General features: G+C 56.4%; 14 protein-coding genes and 1 riboswitch. Of the genes, 9 read left to right on the top strand and 5 right to left on the bottom strand.

Going from position 1 to position 17,552, the window contains the following annotated elements; translation table 11 throughout:
- Positions 1–166: 166 nt before the first annotated feature.
- Entirely contained in the window at positions 167–1,105 is a 939-nt protein-coding gene (locus AS136_RS22985) for an AraC family transcriptional regulator (protein ID WP_227538963.1), read from the bottom strand.
- A gap of 72 nt (positions 1,106–1,177) precedes the next feature.
- Between AS136_RS22985 and zinT the strand changes: the two genes are divergently transcribed.
- On the top strand, positions 1,178–1,828 hold the full coding sequence (gene zinT / locus AS136_RS22980; RefSeq protein WP_032736929.1) for a metal-binding protein ZinT: 651 nt from the start codon (positions 1,178–1,180) through the stop codon (positions 1,826–1,828).
- Positions 1,829–1,876: 48 nt separating this feature from the next.
- Here the strand turns inward: zinT and ppc are convergent, their stop codons facing one another.
- Entirely contained in the window at positions 1,877–4,528 is a 2,652-nt protein-coding gene (gene ppc, locus AS136_RS22975; protein WP_008807858.1) for a phosphoenolpyruvate carboxylase, read from the bottom strand.
- A 258-nt stretch (positions 4,529–4,786) separates the two neighbouring features.
- On the bottom strand, positions 4,787–5,938 hold the full coding sequence (gene argE / locus AS136_RS22970; protein ID WP_012969211.1) for an acetylornithine deacetylase: 1,152 nt from the start codon (positions 5,936–5,938) through the stop codon (positions 4,787–4,789).
- A 113-nt stretch (positions 5,939–6,051) separates the two neighbouring features.
- On the opposite strand from argE, the gene argC reads away from it, so the two are divergent.
- The 4 genes from argC (at position 6,052) to oxyR (ending at position 10,488) form a co-directional block, all read left to right on the top strand.
- Positions 6,052–7,056, top strand: a complete 1,005-nt coding sequence (gene argC / locus AS136_RS22965; protein WP_038421955.1) for an N-acetyl-gamma-glutamyl-phosphate reductase — start codon at positions 6,052–6,054, stop codon at positions 7,054–7,056.
- Between the two features lie 6 nt (positions 7,057–7,062).
- Positions 7,063–7,839 carry an acetylglutamate kinase gene (gene argB / locus AS136_RS22960; RefSeq protein ID WP_086070891.1) on the top strand — a complete coding sequence of 259 codons (777 nt, stop codon included), beginning with the start codon at positions 7,063–7,065 and terminating at the stop codon, positions 7,837–7,839.
- A 98-nt stretch (positions 7,840–7,937) separates the two neighbouring features.
- A complete protein-coding gene (gene argH / locus AS136_RS22955; protein ID WP_063267037.1) occupies positions 7,938–9,311 on the top strand; it encodes an argininosuccinate lyase in 1,374 nt (457 codons plus the stop codon).
- A gap of 259 nt (positions 9,312–9,570) precedes the next feature.
- Complete coding sequence (gene oxyR / locus AS136_RS22950) at positions 9,571–10,488, top strand: DNA-binding transcriptional regulator OxyR (protein WP_008807853.1); 918 nt, start codon at positions 9,571–9,573, stop codon at positions 10,486–10,488.
- Here oxyR and sthA read toward each other — a convergent pair.
- Positions 10,471–11,871, bottom strand: a complete 1,401-nt coding sequence (sthA, locus tag AS136_RS22945; protein WP_032731557.1) for a Si-specific NAD(P)(+) transhydrogenase — start codon at positions 11,869–11,871, stop codon at positions 10,471–10,473. The genes oxyR and sthA overlap by 18 nt on opposite strands.
- 196 nt (positions 11,872–12,067) lie before the next feature.
- On the opposite strand from sthA, the gene fabR reads away from it, so the two are divergent.
- Positions 12,068–12,703, top strand: coding sequence for an HTH-type transcriptional repressor FabR (gene fabR / locus AS136_RS22940; protein ID WP_004151856.1), 636 nt, complete (start codon positions 12,068–12,070; stop codon positions 12,701–12,703).
- Positions 12,704–12,718: 15 nt separating this feature from the next.
- Complete coding sequence (locus tag AS136_RS22935) at positions 12,719–13,078, top strand: YijD family membrane protein (protein ID WP_004203691.1); 360 nt, start codon at positions 12,719–12,721, stop codon at positions 13,076–13,078.
- A 54-nt stretch (positions 13,079–13,132) separates the two neighbouring features.
- Here the strand turns inward: AS136_RS22935 and trmA are convergent, their stop codons facing one another.
- Entirely contained in the window at positions 13,133–14,233 is a 1,101-nt protein-coding gene (gene trmA / locus AS136_RS22930) for a tRNA (uridine(54)-C5)-methyltransferase TrmA (RefSeq protein WP_049008664.1), read from the bottom strand.
- A 114-nt stretch (positions 14,234–14,347) separates the two neighbouring features.
- Positions 14,348–14,534: riboswitch (cobalamin riboswitch) on the top strand.
- A 65-nt stretch (positions 14,535–14,599) separates the two neighbouring features.
- Between trmA and btuB the strand changes: the two genes are divergently transcribed.
- Positions 14,600–16,456, top strand: coding sequence for a TonB-dependent vitamin B12 receptor BtuB (gene btuB, locus AS136_RS22925; protein ID WP_004187300.1), 1,857 nt, complete (start codon positions 14,600–14,602; stop codon positions 16,454–16,456).
- Positions 16,401–17,252 carry a glutamate racemase gene (gene murI / locus AS136_RS22920; protein WP_008807849.1) on the top strand — a complete coding sequence of 284 codons (852 nt, stop codon included), beginning with the start codon at positions 16,401–16,403 and terminating at the stop codon, positions 17,250–17,252. Before btuB ends, murI begins: the two co-directional genes overlap by 56 nt.
- The last annotated feature ends 300 nt before the right edge of the window (positions 17,253–17,552 follow it).

Genomic DNA, 17,552 nt, shown 5'->3' with positions numbered 1-17,552 from the left:
GTAAGCATACGGCTTTCGTTCGAAGGACCGCCAGATGACAAATTTGCCAAAAACTGGATAAATGTACGCATCACGATTAAGGATGATTTAGATCACATTTATCGGCGATGGTGGGGTTGGGCAGCAATAAAAGCGCGCACAAAAGTCAGGTTTAACACACAAAAATCTAGTTTTTGGCCGGAGAAGATATTTCCGTTAACTGGCTATGATACTGACGGCGGTATTCAGACGGCGAGCGCTCGGTGGTTTTGCGAAACAGGCGGCAGAAATAATTGCTGTCGGCGAAGCCGCAGGCGTGGGCGATATCTTTCACTTTCATATCGTGGCCCTTCAGCAGCATACGGGCCTGTTCAAGACGAATATGGTTCAGATATTCATTGAAGCCCATTGGCCCGCATTTCTGGAACAGGTGAGAAAGATAGTTGGGGGAGAGATAGAACGCCTGGGCCACCGATTCCCGGCTCAGCGGCTCTGCATAATGGGCGTCCATGTACTGGCGGATCGCCTCAAACAGCGCCTGGCTGCGCGAGGAGGTTTGCGCCTGGCTGCCGAGAAGGTCATGGCAGTGGCTGAGCAGGCTGACGACAATGCTGCGGGCGGTTCGCTGCTCCTGCGGCTGCATCCGGAGCTCATTGAGCGCCTGCAGCAGAAATGAACCGACGCGCGGCCCGCGGCGCAGCGCCTGCCGCTTTTCGACAACGGTTATCGCCTTGCCATTCCAGTGCTGCAGCGAGCACTCCAGCCGCTGCTTATCGAACAGGAGACTTAACAGCAGGCAGGGCGCCTGCCACTGGGGGCAGTTCCAGCTATCGCCAGGGATATAGAGCACGTCGTTCGCCTCAAGAGGGCTGGCGTTTTTGCCGAGTGCCCGGTCGGGCAACTGCCCATTGAGGATGATGTTCAGACGGGGAAAATCAACCTGCACTACCGGCTCAGCAGGCGAGCGCATCTCGCCGGCAAAATAGACCCGGCCGATACCATTCTGCTTTTTTAGGAATGAATCAATAAGTTGATTGATATCGTTGTCCATCATTCTTCCGTTCAGCGCATCACCTCTTTCATCATACCGGACATTTTTCCAGCGGTAAAAGCGCTTGCCAGTCACGCTTGCTTCTCAGATAAGATATGTTATATCGTAACAATTTGTCGCCATTGATAGCAAACTCAGGAGAGAGTAATGACCAGAAAGATCCCCCTGCTGGCCTTTGGATTCGGCATGGCGTTAGCCAGCGCCCAGGCGTTTGCCCACGGCAATCATAACCATGGCCCGGCGTTAACCGACATCGAGCGTCAGGCCAGCGAAGGCATTTTTGCCGATAAAAATGTGCAGGACCGCGCGCTGAGCGACTGGGAGGGCGTCTGGCAGTCGGTAAACCCGTATCTGCTCAATGGCGACCTCGATCCGGTGCTGGAGCAGAAGGCGAAAAAGCCCGGCGGCAAGAGCGTCGAGGAGTATCGCGCTTATTATAAGAAGGGCTACGCCACCGATGTGGAGCAGATTGGCATTGAAAATGATGTGATTGAGTTCCACGTTGGCGAGACCGTCAACAGCTGCAAATACCGCTATTCAGGCTACAAAATTCTGCATTACGCCTCCGGCAAGAAGGGCGTACGTTACCTGTTTGAGTGCCAGCAGGGCGATGCCAACGCGCCGAAATTTGTGCAGTTCAGCGACCATATTATTGGCCCGCGTAAATCGCAGCATTTCCATATTTTCATGGGCAATGAATCACAGGAGGTGTTGCTGAAAGAGATGGATAACTGGCCGACCTATTATCCATATGCGCTGCATAAAGAGCAGATCGTTGATGAGATGCTGCACCACTAGAACAGGTGAAAATCCCCCGACCGGGCGGCCGGGGGAGAGAGGCTTCGATTAGCCGGTGTTACGCATACCGGCGGCAACGCCGGCGATGGTGACCATCAGCGCTTGTTCAACGCGCGGATCCGGGTCCTTGCCTGCTTCTTCGGCCTGGCGTGAACGGTGCAGCAGTTCCGCCTGCAGGACGTTCAGCGGGTCGGTATAGATATTACGCAGCTGGATAGACTCGGCGATCCACGGCAGGTCGGCCATCAGATGGGAGTCATTGGCGATGGCCAACACGACGTTGATGTCGGCAGCCAGCAGCTTACGCAGCTCGGTACCCAGCGCCCACAGCTCCGGCTTCACCAGGCGCTGATCGTAGTACTCCGCCAGCCACAGGTCGGCCTTCGAGTAAACCATCTCCAGCATGCCAAGGCGGGTGGAGAAGAACGGCCAGTCGCGACACATCGCTTCCAGTTCACTCTGTTTTCCACCTTCGACCACCTTCTGCAGCGCGGCGCCAGCGCCCAGCCAGGCCGGTAGCATCAGGCGGTTCTGGGTCCAGGCGAAGATCCACGGAATGGCGCGCAGCGACTCGACGCCGCCGGTCGGGCGACGTTTTGCCGGACGCGAACCCAGTGGCAGTTTGCCCAGCTCCTGCTCCGGAGTCGCAGAGCGGAAGTAAGGCACGAAATCTTTGTTTTCACGTACGTAGCCGCGATACATCTTGCAGGAGACGTCGGACAGCTCAGCCATGATGTCGCGCCATTCGGCTTTCGGTTCCGGCGGCGGCAGCAGGTTGGCTTCCAGAATGGCGCTGGTATATAGCGACAGACTGCTGATGGTCACTTCCGGCAGGCCGTACTTAAAGCGGATCATCTCGCCCTGCTCTGTGACGCGCAGGCCGCCTTTCAGGCTTCCCGGCGGCTGCGAGAGCAGCGCCGCGTGGGCTGGCGCGCCGCCGCGGCCGATGGAACCGCCGCGTCCGTGGAACAGCGTCAGTTCGATACCGGCTTTCTCACAGGTTTTGATCAGCGCGTCCTGCGCCTGGTACTGCGCCCAGGAGGCGGCCATCACGCCAGCATCTTTGGCGGAGTCAGAATAGCCAATCATGACCATCTGCTTGCCCTGGATAAAGCCGCGGTACCAGTCGATATTCAGCAGCTGAGTCATGACATCGTTGGCGTTGTTCAGGTCGTCCAGCGTTTCGAACAGCGGGGCCACCGGCAGAGCAAAACCAATCCCGGCCTCTTTCAGCAGCAGATGAACCGCCAGCACGTCGGACGGCGTTTTGGCCATCGAGATCACGTAGGCGGCGATCGATCCGCGCGGCGCCTCGGCGATCACTTTGCAGGTATCGAGGACTTCGCGCGTCTCTTCGCTTGGCTCCCACTGACGCGGCAGCAGCGGACGTTTGGAGTTCAGTTCGCGGATCAGGAAAGCCTGTTTGTCGGCTTCTGACCAGCTTTCGTAATCGCCGATCCCGAGGTAACGGGTCATTTCGCCCAGCGCTTCGGTATGGCGAGTGCTTTCCTGACGGATATCAATACGCACCAGCGGTACGCCGAAAGACTTCACGCGGCGCAGGGTGTCGAGCAGTTCGCCGTTGGCGATAATGCCCATGCCGCAGGCCTGCAGCGATTTATAGCAGGCGTACAGCGGCTCCCACAGCTGCTCGTTCTGAGTGATCAGTCCTGCCGGTTTCGGCAGCTTCTGACCTTTCAGGCGCGCTTCCAGCCAGGCCTGGGTCTCCATCAGCTGAGTGCGCAGTTTCTTCATCAGATAACGGTACGGTTCCTGAGCACCCTCGGCGCCAGCCAGCGCGCGAAGTTCGTCGGTACACTCCACCATCGACAGCTCGGAGATCAGCACCTGCACGTCTTTGAGGAACAGATCGGTGGCTTTCCAGCGGCTGAGCAGCAGCACGTGGCGGGTGATGTCAGCGGTCACGTTCGGGTTGCCGTCGCGGTCGCCGCCCATCCACGAGGTGAAACGCACCGGGACGAAGTCCACCGGCAGCTGATAGCCAAGGTTGGCTTCCAGCTGTTCGTTCAGCTCGCGCAGATAGTTAGGCACCCCTTCCCACAGGCTATTTTCCACCACCGCGAAGCCCCATTTGGCTTCGTCGACCGGAGACGGGCGGTATTTACGGATCTCGTCAGTATGCCAGGACTGGGCGATCAGCTGGCGCAGACGGCGCATCAGCTGATGGTGTTCGTAGTCGGCGATGTCTTTATTGTCCAGTTGCTTGAGGCAGCTGTTCACTTCCACCATTTTATGGATCAGCGTCCGGCGGGTGATCTCGGTCGGGTGGGCGGTTAATACCAGCTCCAGAGACAGAGATTCCACCGCTTTTTTGATGGTGTCTTCGTTGAGATTGGGTTGGTCTTTGAGCTTTCTCAGGGTACGCGCAATGACTTCCGGATTGCTGGCCGCTTCGCCATTCGGCGAAATGCTGTGGTACTGCTCAGCGGTGTTCGCCAGATTCAGAAACTGGCTGAAGGCACGGGCAACCGGCAGCAGTTCGTCGTTAGACAAATTCTGCAGCGTGGTCAGCAGCTCCTGGCGGTTAGCTTCGTTGCCGGCGCGTGAAGATTTGGACAACTTACGGATAGTTTCGACACGATCAAGAATATTTTCTCCCAATGCATCCTTGATGGTATCGCCCAGCACCTTGCCGAGCATACTGACATTACTACGCAATGCGGAATATTGTTCGTTCATGTTACCCCAGACACCCCATCTCATTTTATTTTGTTATATCCGCTGCGCTGGAACGTGAGCAACGGATAAGCAACCCGTCTTTTATAAAGCCACGTAAATACCCCCACGTCAATTACTGCGAAATCGCTTCAGCAAACGAGTAAATCGCCGTAATTTGCGAAATTTAATTCAGGGGGCGCTGGATAAGCATCGCTTATGGAAATGTGACGATCGTCACCGTTCCGCCCCGGGAGAACGGGGCGGAAAAAGAGGGCGATTTTAGTGCCAGCAGAAGTGGTGGACGACCTGGCTAATCAGCTCCCGGGTCGGCTTGATAAAGCGCGTCTCCAGATACTCGTCAGGCTGATGGGCCTGGTTGATGGAGCCTGGGCCAAGAACCAGCGTCGGACATAGCGTCTGGATAAACGGCGCTTCGGTGCAGTAGTTCACCACGTCGGTCTGCGCGCCGAGCAGTTTCTCAACCACCTGTACCAGCTTATGGTCCGGCGGGCATTCGTAGCCGGGGATCGGCGGGTGCAGCTCTGAGACCGTCAGGCGGCCCGGCCAGCGCTCACTGACGGGCGCCAGCGCCTCGCCCAACAGACCATTAAGATCGTTGAGGGTCATCCCCGGCAGCGGGCGGATATCCATATGCAGTTCACAGCAGGCGCAGATGCGGTTTGAGGCATCGCCGCCATGGATAGCGCCCAGGTTGAGGGTTGGGTAAGGGACCGTGAACGCCTCGAAGTGGTAGCGCTCTTTTAGCAGATCGCGCAGCTGCATAATGCGGCCGATGGCGTCGTGCATAAGCTCAATCGCGTTAACTCCGCGTGCCGGATCGCTGGAGTGGCCGGACTGGCCCTGAATACGGATCGCGTTGGACATATGTCCTTTGTGGGCGCGGATCGGCTGCAGGGAGGTGGGCTCGCCGATGATGGCGCAGTCCGGGCGCAGCTGGGTGGTTTCGGCAAAATAGCGCGCGCCGGCCATGCTGGTCTCTTCGTCGGCGGTGGCCAGAATATACAGCGGTTTTTTCAGCGTGGTGACGTCGACATCGCGCAGGGCGTCGAGAATAAAGGCGAAGAAGCCTTTCATGTCAGCCGTGCCGAGGCCGTAGAGCTTGTTATCGTGTTCGGTGAGGGTGAACGGATCCCGCGTCCAGCGGCCATCATCGAATGGCACGGTATCGGTATGCCCGGCGAGCAGCAGGCCGCCGGCGCCGTGTCCGGTGCTGGCCAGCAGGTTGAATTTATGGCGCGTATCCGGCACCGGCTGTATCTCAACATTGAAGCCGAGATCGCGGAACCAGCCTGCCAGCAAATTGATTAAAGACTCATTGCTTTGATCGAGAGCCTCTTCGGTCGCGCTGATGGACGGTGTGGCGATCAACGCGCGGTAAATCTCGATAAAGGGCGGTAAATTGTTTTTCATTGTTGACACACCTTGGGTCGTGATAGTATCAATATTCATGCATTTATTGTGAATAAAAATACAGTATCGTTGAGCGTAAGAAAACCCATCGAATGTAAGGAGATGCGCTTCCAATGTTAAATACGCTGATTGTGGGTGCCAGTGGTTATGCCGGCGCAGAGCTGGTGACCTATATCAATCGTCATCCGCATATGAACATAACCGCTTTGACGGTCTCCGCGCAAAGCAATGATGCGGGAAAATTAATTTCCGACCTGCATCCGCAGCTCAAAGGCATTGTCGATATGCCGCTGCAGCCGATGTCCGATATCAGCGAATTCAGCGCTGGCGTGGACGTGGTGTTTCTCGCCACCGCGCACGAAGTGAGTCACGACCTGGCGCCGCAGTTCCTTGCCGCCGGCTGCGTGGTGTTCGATCTTTCCGGTGCCTTCCGCGTTAACGATGGGGCGTTCTACGAAAAATATTACGGTTTCACTCATCAACATCCCGACCTGCTCAAACAGGCGGTGTATGGTCTGGCGGAGTGGAGCGCGGATGCGCTTAAAGAAGCGCAGTTAATCGCGGTGCCTGGCTGCTATCCGACGGCGGCGCAGCTGTCGCTGAAGCCGCTGATTGAGGCCAATCTGCTGGATCTGAACCAGTGGCCGGTGATCAACGCCACCAGCGGGGTGAGCGGCGCGGGTCGTAAAGCCGCGATCGGCAATAGCTTCTGTGAAGTGAGCCTGCAGCCATACGGCATATTTAACCATCGCCATCAGCCGGAGATTGCCAGCCACCTCGGGGCAAAGGTGATTTTTACCCCGCACCTGGGTAATTTTAAGCGCGGCATCCTTGAAACCATTACCTGCCGCCTGAAGCCGGGCGTTGGCCACGCGCAGATCGCAGCGGTTTACCAGAAAGCTTACGCCGATAAACCGCTGGTACGTTTATATGATAAAGGCGTACCCGCATTGAAAAGCGTCGAGGGTCTGCCATTCTGTGATATCGGTTTTGCCGTGCAGGACGACCATCTCATCGTCGTCGCGGTTGAAGATAACCTGCTGAAAGGCGCCGCAGCGCAGGCAGTGCAGTGCGCGAATATTCGTTTCGGCTTCGCTGAGACGCAGTCTCTTATTTAAGGTGTGATGATGAACCCATTAATTATCAAACTCGGCGGCGTATTACTCGATAGCGAAGAGGCGCTGGAGCGCCTGTTTACCGCGCTGGTTAACTACCGTGAAGCGCACCAGCGCCCGCTGATTATCGTCCATGGCGGCGGCTGCGTGGTGGATGAGCTGATGAAGCAGCTTAATCTGCCAGTGAAAAAGAAAAATGGCCTGCGGGTTACGCCTGCCGATCAGATTGACATCATTACCGGCGCGCTGGCGGGAACCGCCAACAAAACGCTGCTGGCATGGGCGAAAAAACATGGTATTTCCTCGGTAGGCCTGTTCCTCGGCGATGGCGATAGCGTGAAGGTCACGCAACTGGATGCCGAGCTGGGCCATGTCGGGCTGGCGCAGCCGGGCTCCCCGGCGCTGATCAACACCCTGCTGGCGGGCGGTTACCTGCCGGTGGTGAGCTCTATCGGGGTGACTGATGAAGGCCAGCTGATGAACGTCAATGCTGACCAGGCGGCGACAGCGCTGGCGGCCACCCTGGGGGCGGATCTGATCCTGCTGTCTGATGTCAGCGGTATCCTCGACGGTAAAGGACAGCGCATTGCCGAGATGACCGCCGAGAAAGCGGAGCAGCTGATCGAGCAGGGCATTATCACTGACGGCATGATTGTTAAAGTGAATGCGGCCCTTGACGCCGCACGTGCCCTGGGCCGTCCGGTGGATATCGCCTCCTGGCGTCACGCCGAGCAGCTGCCAGCGTTATTTAACGGCACGCCGATCGGCACACGTATTCTGGCTTAAGATTTCATGCCCGGCGGCGCGTCGTCTGCCGGGCTTACAGACTGTAGGCCGGGCGGCACAATGCCGCCGGCAGAACTAACGAATAAAGGAAGCATGTTATGGCACTTTGGGGCGGGCGTTTTACACAGGCAGCAGATCAACGGTTCAAACAGTTCAACGACTCGTTGCGCTTCGACTATCGTCTGGCGGAGCAGGATATCGTTGGCTCTGTCGCCTGGTCGAAAGCGCTGGTAACGGTCGGCGTTCTGAGTGCCGCTGAACAGCAGCAGCTGGAAGAAGCGCTGAACGTGCTGCTGGAAGAGGTGCGCGCCAATCCGCAGCAAATCCTCGCCAGCGATGCCGAAGATATTCACAGCTGGGTGGAAGGCAAGCTGATCGATAAAGTGGGCCAGTTGGGCAAGAAACTGCACACCGGGCGCAGCCGTAACGACCAGGTCGCCACCGATCTTAAACTATGGTGCAAAGATACCGTTGTCGAACTGCTGTCGGCGAACCGCCAGCTGCAGAGCGCGCTGGTGGAGACAGCCCAGCATAACCAGGACGCGGTGATGCCGGGGTACACTCACCTGCAGCGTGCCCAGCCAGTGACGTTCGCACACTGGTGTCTGGCCTATGTTGAAATGCTGGCGCGTGACGAAAGCCGCCTGCAGGACGCGCTGAAGCGCCTCGACGTTAGCCCGCTGGGCTGCGGCGCGCTGGCGGGGACGGCGTATGAAATCGACCGCGAGCAGCTGGCCGGCTGGCTGGGCTTTGCCTCTGCCACCCGCAACAGCCTCGACAGCGTTTCCGATCGCGACCATGTTCTGGAGCTGCTTTCCGATGCGTCTATCGGCATGGTGCATCTGTCGCGCTTTGCTGAAGATCTGATTTTCTTTAACTCCGGCGAGGCGAACTTCGTCGAACTTTCTGATCGCGTGACCTCCGGCTCCTCGCTGATGCCGCAGAAGAAAAACCCGGACGCGCTGGAATTAATTCGTGGTAAATGCGGCCGCGTGCAGGGCGCGTTGACCGGCATGATGATGACGCTGAAAGGCCTGCCGCTGGCCTACAACAAAGACATGCAGGAAGATAAAGAGGGGCTTTTCGACGCTCTGGATACCTGGCTCGACTGTCTGCATATGGCGACCCTGGTGCTGGATGGCATCCAGGTGAAGCGCCCGCGCTGTGCGGAAGCGGCGCAGCAGGGCTATGCCAACGCCACAGAACTGGCAGATTATCTGGTGGCGAAAGGCGTTCCGTTCCGTGAAGCGCACCATATTGTTGGTGAGGCGGTAGTCGAAGCCATTGCGCAAGGGAAACAGCTGGAAGCGCTGCCCCTGGTCGATCTGCAGAAATTCAGTCCGGTCATCGCAGACGATGTTTATCCGATTCTGTCTCTGCAGTCCTGCCTCGATAAACGCGCAGCGAAAGGCGGCGTTTCGCCGCAGCAGGTGGCGCAGGCTATCAGCGACGCAAAAGCGCGCCTGAGCTAATTCTCTGGCATCCGCCTCTCTGAACCCGGCCGAGCCTGATGACGCCGGGTTTTTTATGCAAAAAAAAAGCGGACACAAGGTCCGCAAAAGTTCACGTTGGCTTTAGTTGTTCGGGTAGAGAAACAGTGTGACGGGCCAATGATTTTCACAGGTATACCGTCTCTATGGGCGTATTATTGAACAGAAAGCTTGATAGGGATAATCGTTCGTTGCTATGCTATCTATCGCCATGGACTATCGTGGCGATGGAGGATGAATAATGAATATTCGCGATCTTGAATACCTGGTAGCGCTCGCCGAACACCGCCACTTCCGGCGGGCGGCTGACTCATGCCACGTGAGCCAACCGACGCTCAGCGGACAGATCCGCAAGCTCGAGGATGAACTTGGCGTCATGCTGCTGGAGCGCACCAGCCGTAAGGTTCTGTTTACCCAGGCGGGGCTGTTGCTGGTGGATCAGGCGCGTACCGTGTTACGCGAAGTAAAAGTGCTCAAGGAGATGGCAAGCCAACAAGGGGAAACCATGTCCGGGCCGCTGCACATCGGCTTGATCCCGACAATTGGCCCGTATCTGCTGCCGCAGATCATTCCGATGCTGCACCAAACCTTTCCGAAGCTGGAAATGTACCTGCACGAAGCGCAGACCCATCAGCTGCTGGCCCAGCTCGACAGCGGTAAGCTCGACTGCGCCATTCTGGCGCTGGTCAAAGAGAGCGAGGCCTTTATCGAGGTGCCGCTGTTTGATGAGCCGATGATGCTGGCTATCTATGAGGATCACCCGTGGGCGAACCGCGACCGCGTGCCGATGTCGGATCTGGCTGGTGAAAAGCTGCTGATGCTGGAGGATGGCCACTGTCTGCGCGATCAGGCGATGGGCTTTTGCTTTGAAGCGGGAGCGGATGAAGATACCCACTTCCGGGCGACCAGTCTGGAAACGCTACGCAATATGGTGGCGGCAGGCAGCGGCATTACCTTGCTGCCTGCGCTGGCGGTACCGCAGGAAAGAAAACGCGATGGCGTGGTCTATCTGCCGTGCATTAAGCCAGAGCCAAGACGAACCATCGGCCTGGTTTACCGTCCCGGCTCCCCGCTGCGCAGCCGCTATGAACATCTGGCGGAGGCCATCCGCGGTACGATGGATGGCCATTTCGACAAGGCGTTAAAACAGGCGGTTTAAGCCGTTCAGCGCGGCAACCCGATACGCTTCCGCCATGGTCGGGTAGTTAAAGGTGGTGTTGACGAAGTACTCAATGGTGTTACCACCACCTTTCTGCTCCATGATCGCCTGGCCGATGTGAATGATTTCGGCTGCGCGTTCGCCAAAGCAGTGAATGCCGAGGATCTCCTTGGTCTCCCGATGGAACAGGATCTTCAGGGTTCCCACGCTCATGCCAACGATTTGCGCCCGCGCCAGGTGTTTAAACTGGGCGCGACCCACCTCATACGGCACTTTCATCGCCGTCAGTTGCTGCTCGGTTTTCCCGACGGAGCTGATTTCCGGAATGGTGTAGATCCCGGTTGGGATATCTTCAATCAGATGCGCCGAGGCTTCGCCTTTCACCAGCGCCTGGGCGGCAATGCGCCCTTGATCGTAGGCGGCAGAAGCCAGACTTGGATAGCCGATGACATCGCCAACCGCATAGACGTGCGGGAGGGCGGTCTGGTACATGCTGTTGACCTTCAGCTGGCCGCGGCTGTCAGTCTGCAGACCGATGTTTTCCAGCGCCAGGGTGTCGGTATTGCCGGTGCGGCCGTTGGCGTACAGCAGGCAATCGGCCTTCAGCTTTTTGCCGGACTTCAGGTGCATGATCACGCCGTCATCCACCCCCTCAATTTTCTCATACTCCTCATTGTGGCGAATGACCACGCCGCTGTTCCAGAAGTGATAAGAGAGCGAGTCTGACATCTCCTGATCGAGGAAGGCCAGCAGACGATCGCGGGTGTTGATCAGATCGACCTTCACCTCCATGCCGCGGAAGATCGAGGCGTATTCGCAACCGATCACCCCGGCGCCGTAAATGATCACGTGGCGCGGCTCATGCTGCAGGCTGAGAATCGAATCGCTGTCATAGATGCGCGGGTGGTGGAAATCGACATCGGCCGGATGGTAGGGACGTGACCCGCAGGCGATAACGAATTTCTCCGCAGTCACCGTCTCGACCGTGCCGTCATGGCATTCCAGCGCCAGAGTATGTTCATCAACGAAGTGCGCATTGCCCTGCAGAATTTCACAGTGGTTGCGCTCATAGAATCCCTGGCGCATATGAGTCTGCTGGTTGATGACGCTGTCGGCATGGTTGAGGATGTCGGCGAAAGAAGAGCGAAGAAGGCGGGAGTGGTCGCTGTAGAGGGGGTTTTGGTTAAACTCGATAATACGGCTGACGGCATGGCGGAGGGCTTTCGACGGGATGGTGCCCCAGTGGGTGCAACCGCCGCCGACATTATGGTAGCGCTCAATGACGGCAACGCGTACTCCCTGTTTCACCAGTCCCATTGCGGCGCCTTCGCCGCCAGGACCGGAACCAATCACTATTGCATCATAATCCCAAGAGTGTGACATGGCATTACTCACCTGTTTTATACATAAAATAAACACGATGATAACATTCGCTGCGCTTTAACCCAATTATCGTTGTGCTTTTTTGCGGCATAAAAGCAGAAACGGCTCGTAAACAATCATTCACAATCCAGTGCAAACCGATTAGTTTTAATCTCTGGTATAGTGCCAGCAGGGCTATTGGAAGGATTCATACATCGTGATGGGCGTAAGAGCACAACAAAAAGAAAAAACCCGCCGTTCGCTGGTGGAAGCAGCATTCAGCCAACTTAGCGCTGAGCGGAGTTTCGCCAGCCTGAGCTTGCGCGAAGTGGCGCGGGAAGCTGGGATCGCGCCGACGTCCTTTTATCGTCATTTTCGCGATGTCGATGAGTTAGGCCTGACGATGGTCGATGAGAGCGGACTGATGCTGCGCCAACTGATGCGCCAGGCGCGCCAGAGAATTGCTAAAGGCGGCAGCGTGATCCGTACCTCGGTCTCCACCTTTATGGAGTTTATCGGTAACAACCCGAACGCCTTCCGCTTGCTGTTGCGAGAGCGCTCGGGAACCTCTGCGGCGTTTCGCGCCGCCGTCGCGCGCGAGATCCAGCACTTTATCGCGGAACTCGCCGACTATTTAGAACTCGAAAACCATATGCCGCGCGCCTTCACCGAAGCGCAGGCTGAAGCTATGGTCACCATCGTCTTTAGCGCTGGCGCGGAAGCGCTGGATGTCGGCCCTGAACAGCGCCGGCAGCTGGAAGAACGGTTGGTGCTGCAGCTCAGAATGATCTCGAAAGGCGCGTATTACTGGTATCGCCGTGAACAAGAAAAAATGTCACATCATTCCGAATAACGTGAAGGACGAGCAATGAAACACTCAGTTCAAGATAAAGGTACGCTGCTGCTGGCGCTGATTGCCGGGTTATCCATTAATGGCGCCTTTGCGGCGCTGTTCAGTTCGATAGTTCCGTTTTCCGTCTTCCCGATTTTATCCCTGCTGCTGACGGTCTACTGTCTGCATCAGCGCTATCAGAATCGCAGTATGCCCGTTGGGCTTCCGGGCCTGGCCGCCGCCTTTTTTATTCTCGGGGTACTGTTGTACAGCACCGTCGTGCGTGCGGAGTACCCGGATATCGGCTCTAACTTCTTCCCGGCCGTTCTGTCCGTCGCGATGGTCTTCTGGATCGGCTACAAGATGCGTAACCGCAAAAATACGGCAGCCGAGTAAGCCGCCAGTGGTGTAAAAAAAACCGGCAATATGACATTGCCGGTTTTTTTGGGCCTATTTCCGGGTCAGCAGAACGCCGCATTCCATATGATGGGTGTACGGGAACTGGTCGAACAGCGCCAGCCGGGTGACGTTGTGCGTCTGGCTTAACGTCTCCAGATTGCGGCACAGCGTTTCCGGGTTGCACGAAATGTACAGAATGCGCGGATAGGCCTGCACCATTTTTTCCGTTTCGCTGTCCAGTCCGCTGCGCGGCGGATCGACGAAAATGGTCTCGCACTGATAGCTCTGCAGATCGATACCCTGCAGACGGTTGAACTCCCGCACGCCATTCATCGCCTGAGTAAACTCTTCCGCCGCCATGCGGATAATCTGCACGTTGTCGATATGGTTAGCGGCGATGTTGTACTGCGCCGCAGCCACCGACGGTTTGGCGATTTCGGTGGCCAGCACGCGATCAAAATTACGCGCCAGCGCCAGCGAGAAGTTACCGTTGCCGCAGTACAATTCCAGCAGGTCACCGGTCGCCCCTTTGGTGACATCCAGCGCCCACTCCAGCATCTGAATGTTCATGGCCGCGTTCGGCTGGGTAAAGCTGTTTTCCACCTGACGGTAGATCATCTCTCGCCCGCCAACTGGCAGACGTTCATCTATATAGTCCTGATCGAGCTCGATTTTGGTTTTGGTCGCCCGTCCAATCAGATGCACATTGAGTCCCTGGGCTCGCAGGGCGTCACGCAGCGCCTCCGCTTGCTCACGCCAGGTATCATCGAGTTTTTTATGATACAGCAGCGAAACGACCGCCTGGTTGCTGAGGGTGGTCAGATAGTCAATCTGGAACAGCTTATGGCGCAGCACGGGATTGTTGCGCACGCCCTCCAGCATGGCGGTCATCAGCTGATTGATAAGCGCGCTGGCGGCCGGAAAGCTGTCAACGCGAATCCGCGACCGGGTCTGCTGATCGAAAATAATATGGTACAGATCGTCGCCATCGTGCCACAGACGGAACTCGGCGCGCATCCGGTAGTGGCTGACCGGCGAACGAAACACTTCCGGAACCGGCGCGGCAAAAGGCGCCATCATGGTTTGCAAACGGACGACTTTTTCTGCCAGCTGCGCTTCGTATTGTTCGGTAGGAAGGTGTTCGGGGGTCATGATGCATCCTGAATAAAATAAGTACGCGGGGATTGTAGGGAAAGCGCTGGGGATGTCCAGCTTCGAATGTGGCGGGAAATATAATTAGCAGTCTGGACATCTATATGATTCTAATTGTAGCATTCGCCTACCGGTCCTGTGAGTTAAAAGGGAACCCAGTGGAAATCTGGGGCTGACGCGCAGCGGTAAGGAAGGTGAGAAATGAGCGCACTCGGTGCAGACACTGCGGCTAGCCGTGGGAAGTCATTATTTCTTGAAACAGCCTCCAAGCCCGAAGACCTGCCGGAATACGTCGCACTGGGTTTTATCGTCGCGAGCAACTGATAAAACCAGCGGCATCCTTTTTCTGTTTCGGATGCTTTTACAATGATTAAAAAAGCTTCGCTGATGACGGCTTTATCCGTCACGGCATTTTCCGGCTGGGCGCAGGATAGCAATTCAGATACGTTAGTGGTGACAGCAAACCGTTTTCAACAGCCGGTCAATACCGTGCTGGCGCCGACCGACATTGTGACGCGCGATGATATCGACCGCTGGCAGTCCAAAGATTTAAACGATGTCATGCGTCGTCTTCCTGGGGTCGATATTGCCCGCAACGGCGGCATGGGGCAGAGCGCTTCGCTGTATGTTCGGGGGACGGAGGCTCGTCACGTGCTGGTGCTGATCGACGGTGTGCCGATGGCGCGTCCGGGGATCTCCAATGGCGTAGATATCAGTCAGATCCCTATCTCGCTGGTCCAGCGGGTGGAATACATCCGTGGCCCGCGCTCCGCAGTCTACGGCTCCGGAGCGATCGGTGGGGTGGTGAACATTATCACCATGACCGATTCAGACCGTTCACAGGTTAACGTCGGAATGGGGAGTAACGGTTATCAGACTTATGACGGCGCCATTAATAAACGTTTTGGCGATACCGTAGTGACTGCAGCTGGTGCTTATCAGACCACAAAAGGTTTTAACGTCCAGCCGAATTCGCCGTACAGCGGCGACAGCGATCGTGATGGCTATCGTAACAAGCTTTTCCTGGGCGGTGTGCAACATAAGTTTGACGATAACTTCTCTGGTTTCTTCCGGGGCTATGGTTACACAGCCAATACTGACTACGATCAGGGCTCGTATGGCTATGTTGGCGGCAATGATGAACGACAGAATTACACGCAGTCCTGGGACACGGGTCTGCGTTACAGCTCCGGTATCTATTCCTCCCAGCTGATTGCTAACTATCAGCGCATCAAAGATTACAACTACAGCAGCGACGCTGGCCGCTATGCCGCGGGCACCACCCTGGATGATATGGAACAGCGCTATATCCAGTGGGGTAATAACATTGAGGTTGGGCACGGGGCGATTAGTGGCGGCGTCGACTGGAAGCAAGAAAAGCTCACCTCCAGTAGCACAACATTGTCTGATGCCTACAAACGCGATACCACCGGTCTTTACCTGACCGGGCAGCAGCAGATTGACAGTGTGACCCTGGAAGCATCCGGACGTGAGGATCATGACGAGCAGTTCGGATGGCACGGTACTTGGCAGACTGCGGCAGGCTGGGAGTTTATTGATGGCTACCGGGCTACGCTCTCTTACGGTACCGGATTCCTGGCGCCGTCACTGGGTCAGCAATATGGCGCGACGCGTTTTGCTTCGTTTTATGGGCCTGGCATTGCTTCCAACCCAAACCTGAAGCCGGAAGAATCTAAACAGTGGGAAGCCGGAATTGACGGGCTAACGGGGCCGCTGGATTGGCGAATCTCAGCATATCATTATGAGATTCAAAACCTGATCGACTATAAAAACAATCAATATATCAACGTGAAGTCAGCCACGATTAAAGGTCTGGAGTGGACGGGGAACGTGACGACTGGCCCGGTGGAGCATCATCTGACGTTGCAGTATGTCGATCCGCGTGATGATGATACTGGCAAGGTACTCTATCGCCGCGCGAAGCAACAAGTGAAGTATGAACTGACCGGACAGATCTACGATCTTGACTGGAACGTGATGTATCAGTACCTCGGCAAGCGTTACGATGATGACTACGACAATGGGCGCGATGTCAAAATGGGCGGTCTGAGCCTCTGGGATGTCGGTTTATCGTATCCCGTCACCTCACACCTGACAGTTCGTGGTAAAATAGCCAATCTGTTCGATAAAGATTACGAGACAGTTTATGGCTACCAATCTGCAGGACGGGAATACACCTTGTCTGGCAGCTACACCTTCTGATCCACGTCCCACCGTGCTGGTGTTTGATTCCGGCGTCGGTGGGTTGTCGGTTTATAATGAGATTCGGCAGCTGCTGCCGAATCTGCATTACATCTATGCTTTTGATAACGTCGCTTTCCCGTACGGTGAGAAGAGCGAGGAGTTTATCGTTGAGCGCGTTGTGGAAATCGTGACTGCCGTTCAGCAACGCTATCCACTGGCGCTGGCCGTCATCGCCTGTAACACCGCCAGTACCGTCTCACTGCCTGCCCTGCGTGAAAAGTTCGCTTTCCCCGTCGTTGGCGTGGTGCCGGCGATCAAGCCCGCCGCCCGCTTAACGGCGAACGGTATTGTTGGCCTGCTGGCGACGCGCGGTACCGTTAAGCGTCCTTATACCCGTGAGCTGATTGACCGCTTTGCCAATGAATGTCGGATTGAGATGCTGGGGTCGGCGGAGCTGGTGGAGCTGGCGGAAGCGAAGCTGCATGGCGAGCCTGTGCCGTTAGAAGAGCTGCGCCGTATCCTGCGCCCGTGGCTGCGGATGCAGGAGCCGCCGGATACGGTGGTGCTGGGCTGCACCCACTTTCCTCTTTTACAGGAGGAGCTGCAGCGCGTTCTGCCGGAGGGCACGCGGCTTATCGATTCTGGCGCGGCGATTGCCCGCCGCACCGCCTGGCTGTTAGAGCATGAAGCGCCGGATGCGAAGTCCAGTGACGAGAATAAAGCATTCTGCATGGCGCTGACGGCAGAAACAGAACAACTTTTACCCGTTCTGCATCGCTATGGTTTCCCAACGCTGGAAAAATTACCGCTTTAAGGGCGTTTTGCACAAAAAAGAGACGGTTGAATAATTTTTTGAAAACAGGGCTTGTCAACGTCTCAGAACTCCCTATAATGCGCCTCCACTGACACGGAACAACGGCAAGCAAGCCGCCGGGTCAGCAGGGTTTCGGTGATGAAGTTCAACGCTGAAAACCGACAGAGAAAAGCAAAATAAGCGCTTGACTCTGCATGAGGAAAACGTATTATACGGGACCTCGCAACGGTGAGCTGAAAGCCGCGTTGCAGCTGCTCTTTAACAATTTATCAGACAATCTGTGTGGGCACTCAAAGTGAC

The sequence above is a fragment of the Klebsiella sp. D5A genome (assembly GCF_001620885.1).
In the GTDB taxonomy this organism is placed as follows: domain Bacteria; phylum Pseudomonadota; class Gammaproteobacteria; order Enterobacterales; family Enterobacteriaceae; genus Klebsiella; species Klebsiella variicola.
The sequence above is the reverse complement of the archived record's forward strand: the minus strand, read 5'-3'. Positions and strand labels throughout refer to the sequence as shown.

Bases quoted from the DNA above. Each gene is read 5' to 3' on its own strand.
- argC (WP_038421955.1), top strand. From the start codon at position 6,052: ATGTTAAATACGCTGATTGTGGGTGCCAGTGGTTATGCCGGCGCAGAG.
- oxyR (WP_008807853.1), top strand. From the start codon at position 9,571: ATGAATATTCGCGATCTTGAATACCTGGTAGCGCTCGCCGAACACCGC.
- argE (WP_012969211.1), bottom strand. From the start codon at position 5,938: ATGAAAAACAATTTACCGCCCTTTATCGAGATTTACCGCGCGTTGATC.
- btuB (WP_004187300.1), top strand. From the start codon at position 14,600: ATGATTAAAAAAGCTTCGCTGATGACGGCTTTATCCGTCACGGCATTT.
- argB (WP_086070891.1), top strand. From the start codon at position 7,063: ATGATGAACCCATTAATTATCAAACTCGGCGGCGTATTACTCGATAGC.
- sthA (WP_032731557.1), bottom strand. From the start codon at position 11,871: ATGTCACACTCTTGGGATTATGATGCAATAGTGATTGGTTCCGGTCCT.
- murI (WP_008807849.1), top strand. From the start codon at position 16,401: ATGGCTACCAATCTGCAGGACGGGAATACACCTTGTCTGGCAGCTACA.
- AS136_RS22935 (WP_004203691.1), top strand. From the start codon at position 12,719: ATGAAACACTCAGTTCAAGATAAAGGTACGCTGCTGCTGGCGCTGATT.
- zinT (WP_032736929.1), top strand. From the start codon at position 1,178: ATGACCAGAAAGATCCCCCTGCTGGCCTTTGGATTCGGCATGGCGTTA.
- ppc (WP_008807858.1), bottom strand. From the start codon at position 4,528: ATGAACGAACAATATTCCGCATTGCGTAGTAATGTCAGTATGCTCGGC.
- argH (WP_063267037.1), top strand. From the start codon at position 7,938: ATGGCACTTTGGGGCGGGCGTTTTACACAGGCAGCAGATCAACGGTTC.
- trmA (WP_049008664.1), bottom strand. From the start codon at position 14,233: ATGACCCCCGAACACCTTCCTACCGAACAATACGAAGCGCAGCTGGCA.